The organism is Kineococcus mangrovi (genome assembly GCF_041320705.1).
GTDB classification, from domain to species: domain Bacteria; phylum Actinomycetota; class Actinomycetes; order Actinomycetales; family Kineococcaceae; genus Kineococcus; species Kineococcus mangrovi.
Genome location: NZ_JBGGTQ010000005.1, coordinates 395,207 through 404,139, shown reverse-complemented (window position 1 = coordinate 404,139; position 8,933 = coordinate 395,207). Strand labels below are relative to the sequence as shown.

Sequence of the window (8,933 nt, the reverse complement as noted above, 5' to 3'; positions counted from 1 at the left end):
GGGGGGGGGGGGGGGGGGGGGTGGGGGGGGGGGTGGGGGACGTCAGCGAGCGGCGCACGGGAGTGGGGGAGTCCTTCGTCGGCATCGAGTTCGCCGTGGAGGCTAGTTGACGATGCGACGACAGGGGAAACCGGCGACGGTCCACCTGTGGACGACGGTGCCTGCCGGGGACGTCCCCGACCCCTCGTCCGAGCCTGCGCCTACGGTGGCGCCGTGGCAGCGCCCCGGGTCTGGACCGGCCCCGTCCTCGACGTCGCGGTGGCCGCGGCGGCCGCCGTCGTGACCCTGCTCCTGGCTCTGGACCAGGCGTCGGTGTGGGCGGCACCGGAGTCCGCCGTCGTGACCCTCGTGCTCCTCACCGCCGTCCTGGCCGTCGTCCCGTCGGTCCTGCGGGCGGTCGCGACGTTCCGGGGACGCGGTGCCGCGGCCCGTCGCGAGCTCTTCGACGACCTGCTCTCCGGCGCGTTGTGGGCCGTGGTGGACGCCACGGGCCTCGACCCGCGCGACCTGTCCGTGGCCGGGTACCGCCTCGTCCGTCCCTGGGGCCGGGCCCCCCGGCTGTCCCGCGTCCACCGGGTCCGCGCCCGGCGCCGGCCCGTCGCCTCCGGGGTCCGCTGGGCACCCGGCATGGGCGTCGTCGGGGAGTGCGTGGCGACGGGGGCCGTCGTCGCGCGGGACGTCACGACCCTCGACGCGGCGGGCGATCGGCAGGGGCTGAGCCCGGAGGAGTTCCGCCGCGTGCGGGGCAAGTACGCCGTGGTCGTCGCGGTGCCGCTCGTCGAGGACTCCGGGGCGAGGTCGTCGGTGACGGGCTGCCTCGCCCTCGACGGGCCCTCCGGCTCCCTCGAGCGGCTGGACACCGCCCAGGTCGTGGGAGTGCTCGAAGCCGCTTCCCGTGCGCTGCAACGGCTCACCGGTCAGTCCCCGCCGGCTTCGGCGCTCGCCGCCCCCGGCGGGGCCGACCGTCTGCGCGCCGCCCTGGAGCGGCAGGGCAGCCCGGCGCGGCACGTCGCGGCCGTGGGGGAGAGGGTGAGCCCGTGAGGCCGCTCGTCGAACCCGGTCCGGAGCTCACCCCCGCCCAGCGGGAGCGCTACTCCCGCCACCTGCTGCTGCCGGAGATCGGGGAGGTGGGGCAGCGCCGGCTGCTCAACGCCCGCGTCCTGGTCGTCGGGGCCGGCGGGCTGGGCTCACCGGCGCTGCTGTACCTGGCCGCGGCCGGGGTCGGGACGATCGGCGTGGTCGACGACGACGTCGTGGAGGAGTCGAACCTGCAGCGCCAGGTCCTGCACGGGACCTCCGACGTCGGGCGCCGCAAGGTGGACAGCGCCGCGGACGCCGTCGCGCGGCTGGACCCCTCGCTCACGGTGGTCCGGCACGCCGAACGGTTGACCGCCCGCAACGCGGCGCCGCTGCTGGCGGGCTACGACCTGGTCCTCGACGGGTCGGACACGTTCGAGACCCGGTACCTCGTCGACGACGTCCTCGTCGCCGCCGGCCGGCCCTGGGTGTGGGGTGCGGTCCTGCGCTTCGACGGCCACGTCAGCGTCTTCGACCCCGCCGGGGCGACCTACCGCGACCTCTTCCCGACCCCGCCGCCCCCGGGGACGGTCCCGAGCTGCGGTGAGGCCGGGGTGCTCGGCGGGGTGTGCGCCGCGGTGGCGAGCGTCATGGTCACCGAGGCCGTGAAGCTCCTCACGGGGGCCGGTCGGCCCCTCACCGGACGCGTGCTCGTCCACGACGCGCTGGCGATGACGTGGCGCGAGCTGCCCCTGCGCCCGGACCCGCGCCGGACCGGTCCCGAGCACCTGCCCACGGTGACGGTGGCCGACCTGCTCGCCCGTCCCGGTGTCGTCGTGGTGGACGTCCGGGAACCGGACGAACGCGCGCAGGGGGCGATCCCGGGGTCGTTCGCCCTGCCGCTGGGGGAGCTCCTCGCCGACCCCGCGGCCCTGCCCGCGGGCCCGGTCGTCCTGCACTGCGCCCGGGGATCCCGCTCCGCGCAGGCGGTGCGCGCCGTGCTCGCCGGCGGGCGCGAGGACGTGTGGCACCTCGAGGGTGGGTTCGCCGCGTGGCGCGCGGCGGGGGGACCGGTCGTCTGACGGGGCCTCGACGCGTCGGGTCGCCGCGGCCGGCGTTCGTTCGGGTGGCTCTGCCACCCATACAAAGGGAAGATCAGTTACCGGAGCCAATGTGACATGACGCCCTGGTCCCGACGACGTCGCACCCTCGCAGTCTCCCGACGGGGGAGTCCGACGCGGTGTCGTAGGGGAGGCACCCTGATCTAGGCTGACGCCGTGAACCGACCGACCACCGGGGTGCTGCGCGTGCTGCGCAGCGTCGTGGTGACGGTCGTCATCGTCGTCCTGGCTGCTGTCGCGCACGTCGTCGGTGGCGGCCTCGTCCCCTCCGGGATGCTCGCCGGTGCCGTCGTGGTCGCCGTCGCTCTGACGGTCCACCTGGTGACTCGCTGGCGGTTGAGCACCGCCACGGTCTTCGCCCTGCTGGCCGGGGGACAGCTGCTGCTGCACCAGGTGTTCATGAGCCTGGACTCCGCCCGCACCGGGCCGTTGGACGTCCAGACGCTGAACGCGATGCCGATGGGGCGACCGGCCCACGCGCACTCCCCGGGCATCGACTCCGCCCTCGACTCCGCCACCGCCGTGTCCTCGATGGGCTCGATGCACACGGCAGGTGCTGCCGGGGTCGACGTCGGACCCTGGACCCTCACCCCGATGCTCGCCGCCCACGTCGTCGCCACCGTCGTGACCGCGCTGGTCCTGGCCAGCGGGGAACGAGCGTTGTGGCGGTTGTGGGCCTGGCTGGCCCCGTTGGTGGTGGCCCTGCTCGCTCCGTCCCAGGTGGTCGCAGCACGTCTGCCCCGCGCGTCCCGGGCGGCCTTCGAGCGACGCCCGGTGCACGAGGTCGTCCTGGTGCGGGCCCTGTCGCGGCGTGGTCCACCGGTGGGTCTGCTCCACGCCTGAGCTTCGACACAGGCCGATCGCTCCCGTCCGGGGACCGGTCCGCCGGTCCTCGCCCGGGGCGTGTGACGTCACCGCTACCCACCACGACCACCCCGCCCACCGGGCGGCGTGCCGTCGCCCTCTCCCACGACCGGGCTGACCTTCCCGAGCGTGACCGTCGGACCGACCCGGGGTGCTGCTGCACCCTTCCACGTCGATCCCCCCGCAGGTCTCCCACCCTGCCGGTCGTCGCCGTCGGTCCCCGTCGGCCACCACGCCCCGTCGCCACGTCGCGTCGGCCGGTGGCCCGCGAGGCAGAGGGGCGATCTCGTGCTGCGCCGCCCCGGGCCCCTGCCCTGGAGGACCCACCGTGCCTGCCGACGACCTGATCACCCCCACCCCCACGACACCGACGCCTCCACCGACACCTCCGCCGACGACCTCACCGTCGAGCCGTTCGACGTGGGCGCGGGCGCGTCCGCTGGTGCTGCGTCTGCACTTCTACGCCGGGGTCTTCATCGCCCCGTTCCTGCTCGTCGCCGCCGTCAGCGGAACCCTGTACGCGGCGACTCCGCAGATCGAGGAAGCGCTCTACCGCGACCAGTTGCACGTCACCCCGTCGACGACCCGACTGCCGCTGGCCGAGCAGGTCCAGGCCGCCGTCGAGGCCCGCGGCGGGGCCGAACCGGTGGCGGTCCGGCCCGCGCCCACCGCCTCGGACACCACCCGCGTCCTGTTCTCCGACCCGACCCTGGGTGAGTCCGAACGCACCGCCGTCTTCGTCGACCCCGGCACCGGGCAGCTGCGGGGCGAGCTGACCGTCTACGGCACCAGCGGGGTCCTCCCGCTGCGGACCTGGGTGGATCAACTGCACCGCAACCTGCACCTGGGGGAACCCGGCCGCCTGTACAGCGAGCTGGCCGCCTCCTGGCTGTGGGTGCTGGCGCTGTCGGGCCTGAGCCTGTGGGTCGCCCGCCAGGTCGGGGCTCGCCGCGCCGCCGCCAGCACCACCGAGACCACCGGCACCGGGGCTCCTTCCCCCCGTGGTCGTGGGGTTCTGGGGCGGGTGCTGGCCCCTCGGGGTCCCGACGTCGGCCCGAACCAGGGCCCCGGTCGTCGCGGTCGGGGTGGACGGGGCCGGACCCGGACCCTGCACGCGGTGGTCGGTACCTGGACCGCGGTGGGATTGCTGGCCCTGTCCGCGACGGGGCTGACGTGGTCGACCTACGCCGGGGCCCGGGTGACCGAGCTGCGCAGCGCGCTGTCGTGGGACACCCCGACGGTGGACACCACCGTGCCCGGTGCCGGCAGTGGTGCCGCCAGTGGTGCCGCCAGTGGTGCCACGAGCGGTCACGAGGGGCACGCAGGTCGTGAGGGGCACACCGCGCCCAGCGCTGAGCCCGGCGCCCCCTCCGCTGCCGCGGACCCCGCCGCTGCGGTGACGCCGGCCGCGTTCGAGCAGGTGCTGGACACCGCCCGCCAGGCGGGTCTGAGCGCCGGCAAGATCGAGGTCAAGGCCCCGGCTGAGGCGGGGGCGGCGTGGAAGGTCGACGAGGTCGACCGCGGTCTGCACACCCAGGTCGACTCCGCCGCCATCACCCTCACCGCCACGAGCACGGGAACGCTCAGCGGGCAGGTCCTCGACGTCGTCCGCTTCTCCGACTACCCGTTCGCGGCCAAGCTGGCCCGCTGGGGCATCGACCTGCACATGGGCTCCTTCGGCCTGGGCAACCAGCTGGCCCTGCTCGTCCTGGGACTGGGGCTGAGCGCGGTGGTCGTGTGGGGCTACCGCATGTGGTGGCAGCGCCGCCCCGACCCCGCCCGGCGCTCGTCGGTCGGTCCGGCGGTCCACCCCGGCGCCTGGCGGCACCTGCCCAGACCGGTCCTGGCCCTCGTCGTGGTCATCACCGTCGCGGTCGGCGTGGCGTTGCCGCTGCTGGGGGTCTCACTGCTGGCCTTCCTCGTCGTGGACGTCGTCCTCGGCCGGCTCCGGCGCGGACGGCCCCGTCGCCGCGACGACCTGTCCCCGGCCGTCCCCACCCCGACGGCCGGGAGGACCTCGTGACCTCGACCTCGACCTCGAGCCCAACCCCGACACCGACCCCGACCCCGGCTCCGCGGACCGCGGTCGCGGTCGCGGCGGGGGTGCTGAGCTGCCTGGTGTGGGCCCTGGCCACCGCCGTGCCCGCCACCGCCCACGACCAGCTGCGCTCGACCAACCCCGCTGACGGGGCCTCACTGGAGCAGGTCCCGGCCCAGTTGGAGATGACGTACAGTTCGCAGATCCTGCCCATCGCCCCGTTGGCGGTCCTGCGCGACGGCGCCGGCAACGACATCCCCACCGCCGACCCCGTCGTCGACGGCGACACCCTCACCGTGGCGTGGCCCGACGGGCTCGGCGGCGGGGACTACCAGGTCGTGTGGCGGGTCGTCTCCGGCGACGGGCACCCCGTTCAGGGCGCTTTCGGCTTCACCGTCGCCGGCGCACCCTCCACACCCGCCGCGCCCGGCGCGACGGCCGCACCGGCACCGACCCCGGCGCCGGCTTCGCAGGGCACCAGGGCCGCACCCGCACCCGCCGACGCCACCAGCAGCGGCGGGTTCCCCGGTGCCCCGGTCGCGGCGGTCGTCCTGGTCCTGGTCCTGGTCGGCCTGGTGCCGCTCGCCCTGCACCGACGACGCCGTGCGAAGGGCCCGCAACGGTGAGCCGACCCACCAGCGGGCCCCACGACGCCTGCGACACCCACGACACCCCCGCACCTCAGCCCAACCCCGTGACGACGTTCAGGAGTTCGACCATGACCACCACCTCGCAGGCCACCACCTCGCAGGGCACCACCCCCACGGCCGTCCCCGCCACCGTCGCGCTACCCGCTCGTGCGGGCCGGTCGGGGCGCGGCGCCGGGCAGTCCCGCCGCCGGCTGGCGTTGGCCGCTGCTCCGCTGCTGGCCGTCGTCGGGCTCGCCGCGTGCTCCGGCGGAGCGAGGAGCACCGACGGCGTGGCCGCACCCGCCGCCACCACCTCCACCGCACCCTCGGCCGGCAGCACCGGGGGTGGGGAGGCGTCGGCGGTGACCATCACCGACCCGTGGGTGAAAGCCGCCGACACCGGCATGACGGCTGCGTTCGCCACCTTGAGCAACACCGGCGCCGAGGACGTGCACATCGTCTCGGCCACCACAGCGTCCTCGACCAGCACGGAGCTGCACGAGATGGCCACCGACGCCTCCGGCGCGATGGTCATGCGCCCGAAGGAGGGTGGGTTCGTCGTCCCCGCCGGCGGCACCCACGAGCTGTCCCCCGGTGGGGACCACCTGATGCTCATGTCGGTGACCGCCCCCGTCCTGCCCGGCCAGGACGTCACCATCACCCTGACCGCCGAGGACGGTTCCACCGTCGACCTCACCGCCCCGGCCCGCTCCTACTCCGGCGCCAACGAGTCCTACGACGGCGACGGGGACGGCGAGGCCGATGGGACGGGGACGGTGGAGGGAGGGCACGGCACGGAGGGGATGGAGCACTCCGGCGCCCCGACGACGGCGACGGCGACGCCGTGACCACGCCCGAGGACAGCGCACCCGGGCACACCGCGGGCCGCGACCGCGACAACGTCGGCGGGGAGTCGAAACGGAGCCACGGCCTCGGCCGCCGGACCCTGTTCGCCTCCGGCGCCGCCGCTCTGGGTGGGGTCGGTGCAGGGGCCCTGGGCGCCCGCGCGGCGTCCGCCCGCGACGGCGGGACGGGCGCGGCGGGCACCAGCGGCGCGAGCGGTGAGCAGGACGAGGTCGGTCGCTCCCAGGTCCCCTTCCACGGGGAGCACCAGGCCGGGATCACCACCGCACCGCAGGCGTTCGCCACCCTGGTCGCCTTCGACCTGCTCCCCGGCGTCGACCGCGACGGGTTGATCCGGCTCATGCGGGTCTGGACCGACGACATCGCCCGGCTGACCTCTGGTCTGGCCGGGTTGGCCGACACCGAACCGGAGCTGGCCACCGTCCCGGCGCACCTCACCGTGACGGTCGGCTACGGGCCCGCGGTGTTCACCGCCGCGGGGTTGGAGGCGGCGCGCCCGTCGTGGCTGGGACCGCTGCCGCCGTTCGGCATCGACAGGCTGCAGGCGTCCTGGTCCGAGGGCGACCTGGTGCTGCAGGTGTGCGCCGAGGACCAGGTCAGCGTCGCCCACGCGGTGCGGTTGCTGACCAAGGAGGCGCGGACCTTCACCACCGTGCGGTGGGTCCAGCACGGTTTTCGCCGCAGCGTCGGGTCCACCCCGACCGGGACGACGATGCGCAACCTCATGGGCCAGGTCGACGGCACCCGCAACGTCGACCACACCACCCCGGCTGGGCGGGCCCTGGTCTGGATCGGCCCCACCACCGGCGGCGCCGGCGAGGCCGAGGCAGCCGACGGGGCCCGCTGGCTGGCCGGGGGAACGTCCATGGTCGTGCGCCGCATCGCGATCGACCTCGACACCTGGGACGAACTGGACCGTGCCGGCCGCGAAGCCGCGGTCGGGCGCCGCCTGTACGACGGTGCCCCGCTGACCGGGGTCCGGGAGCACGACGAGCCGGACCTGGAGGCGGAGGACGAGCTGGGGCTGCCGGTCATCGACACCTTCGCCCACATCCGCCGCGCCCGCACCGACGACGCCACCCAGGCGTTCTTGCGGCGGGCGTACAACTACGACGTCCCACCCCCGCCGGGGCGGCTCAGCGACTCAGGACTGGTGTTCATCGCCTTCCAGGCCGACCCGGCGCACCAGTTCGTCCCCGTCCAGCAGCGGTTGGACGAGCTGGACCTGTTGAACCGGTGGACGACCCCGATCGGGTCGGCGGTCTTCGCGGTCCCGGGGGGCTGCCGTCGAGGGGAGTACCTCGGCCAAGCCCTGTTCGGGTGATGCCCGCGGTCCTGGCTCCCCGCCGCCCGCGGTGGGGTCAGGACCGCGTCCACCGGACCCGATCACAGACCCACGTGGGCGGCCGGGTTCCCGGGGAAGGGCCTGTCCTCGCGGACGCAGGCGGCGAGCGCGGCTGCTGACCGGTGGCCGGTCTGCCGGGCGATGGAGACCCCCGGCACCCCGGCCCGGGTGGCCGCCGTGACGAACCCGGCGCGCAGGCTGTGCCCGGAGAACAGGCTCGGGTCGAGCCCGGCGTCGAGCGTGCGGCGCTTGACGACCTCGGCGACCCCCCGGTCGCCGAGCCGTTCGGGGCGCAGGGAGTGGCCGCCCTTGGTCATGCGGCGGAAAGCGGGGCCCTCGGTGAGCCGGGCGACCTCCGTCCACTTGCGCCACGACCGCACCGGGCACGTCTCCGCCCGTTGCCCCCGGGGCAGCTCCACGACGCGTTCGTCGCGGGAGCCGATGGCGCGGACGGTGACGAGGAGGCGTTCGGGTTCAGGCACGACGTCGGTGACGTCGAGGGCGCTGAGCTCGGAACGTCGCAGCGCCCCGGCGAAACCCAGCACGAGCAGCGCCCGGTCCCGGTGGTCCATCACCGTGTCCTCCAGCGGCGCGACGAGGTCGACGAGCCCGCGCGTCTCCAACGCGTCCACGCGGTGCCGACGTCGCCCCGGCGCGTGCAGGCGGCGCAGTCCGCGCCAGACGAGGCTGACGTGCTCGGTGTCGGTGGGGGAGGGGACCCCGATGAGGCCGTGCGCGACCGACACCGCGGCCAGCCGGCGCTGCAACGTGGCGATCGACAGCGACTCGACGTGAGCCGTGAGGTAGTCGGCGACGGTCTCGGGTGCCGCGGGCAGGGGGTCCAGCCCCTGCGCACTGCACCACTCCCCGAAGTGCGTGACGTCGACGGCGTACGCCCGCCACGTCGCCGGGGCGCGCAAGCCCAGCCGGACCGGGTCCAGGGACGCGAACCACACCAGGAGGGTCTCGACGTCCAGCACGGGGGGAGGCGGCAGGGGCGGCAGCAGCGCGGCCACCAGTTCGTCGGGCACCTCGGCTACCGGCTTCGCGCTCAC

The 8,933-nt window shown here is 75.3% G+C and carries 8 protein-coding genes; 7 read left to right on the top strand and 1 reads right to left on the bottom strand.

Translation table 11 applies throughout. The features are described from left to right. The first annotated feature begins 213 nt into the window (after nt 1-213). The 7 genes from AB2L28_RS13290 to AB2L28_RS13260 all read left to right on the top strand — a co-directional run bounded on the left by AB2L28_RS13290 (nt 214) and on the right by AB2L28_RS13260 (nt 7,857). Complete coding sequence (locus tag AB2L28_RS13290) at nt 214-1,041, top strand: hypothetical protein (RefSeq protein WP_370719437.1); 828 nt, start codon at nt 214-216, stop codon at nt 1,039-1,041. Continuing rightward, nucleotides 1,038-2,099, top strand: coding sequence for a ThiF family adenylyltransferase (locus AB2L28_RS13285; protein ID WP_370719436.1), 1,062 nt, complete (start codon nt 1,038-1,040; stop codon nt 2,097-2,099). The genes AB2L28_RS13290 and AB2L28_RS13285 overlap by 4 nt, the downstream gene beginning before the upstream one ends. 195 nt (nt 2,100-2,294) lie before the next feature. Beyond that, nucleotides 2,295-2,981 (top strand): hypothetical protein, encoded by a 687-nt coding sequence (locus AB2L28_RS13280; RefSeq protein ID WP_370719435.1) that lies wholly within the window; start codon nt 2,295-2,297, stop codon nt 2,979-2,981. A 463-nt stretch (nt 2,982-3,444) separates the two neighbouring features. Beyond that, complete coding sequence (locus AB2L28_RS13275) at nt 3,445-5,025, top strand: PepSY-associated TM helix domain-containing protein (RefSeq protein WP_370719434.1); 1,581 nt, start codon at nt 3,445-3,447, stop codon at nt 5,023-5,025. Continuing rightward, nucleotides 5,022-5,666, top strand: a complete 645-nt coding sequence (locus AB2L28_RS13270; RefSeq protein WP_370719433.1) for a copper resistance CopC family protein — start codon at nt 5,022-5,024, stop codon at nt 5,664-5,666. Before AB2L28_RS13275 ends, AB2L28_RS13270 begins: the two co-directional genes overlap by 4 nt. Nucleotides 5,667-5,758: 92 nt before the next feature. Continuing rightward, entirely contained in the window at nt 5,759-6,517 is a 759-nt protein-coding gene (locus tag AB2L28_RS13265; RefSeq protein WP_370719432.1) for a copper chaperone PCu(A)C, read from the top strand. A gap of 98 nt (nt 6,518-6,615) precedes the next feature. Beyond that, complete coding sequence (locus tag AB2L28_RS13260) at nt 6,616-7,857, top strand: Dyp-type peroxidase (protein ID WP_370719458.1); 1,242 nt, start codon at nt 6,616-6,618, stop codon at nt 7,855-7,857. A 62-nt stretch (nt 7,858-7,919) separates the two neighbouring features. Here AB2L28_RS13260 and AB2L28_RS13255 read toward each other — a convergent pair whose 3' ends face one another. Then, nucleotides 7,920-8,933: a site-specific integrase gene (locus tag AB2L28_RS13255; RefSeq protein ID WP_370719431.1), complete on the bottom strand. Its 1,014-nt coding sequence runs from the start codon at nt 8,931-8,933 to the stop codon at nt 7,920-7,922.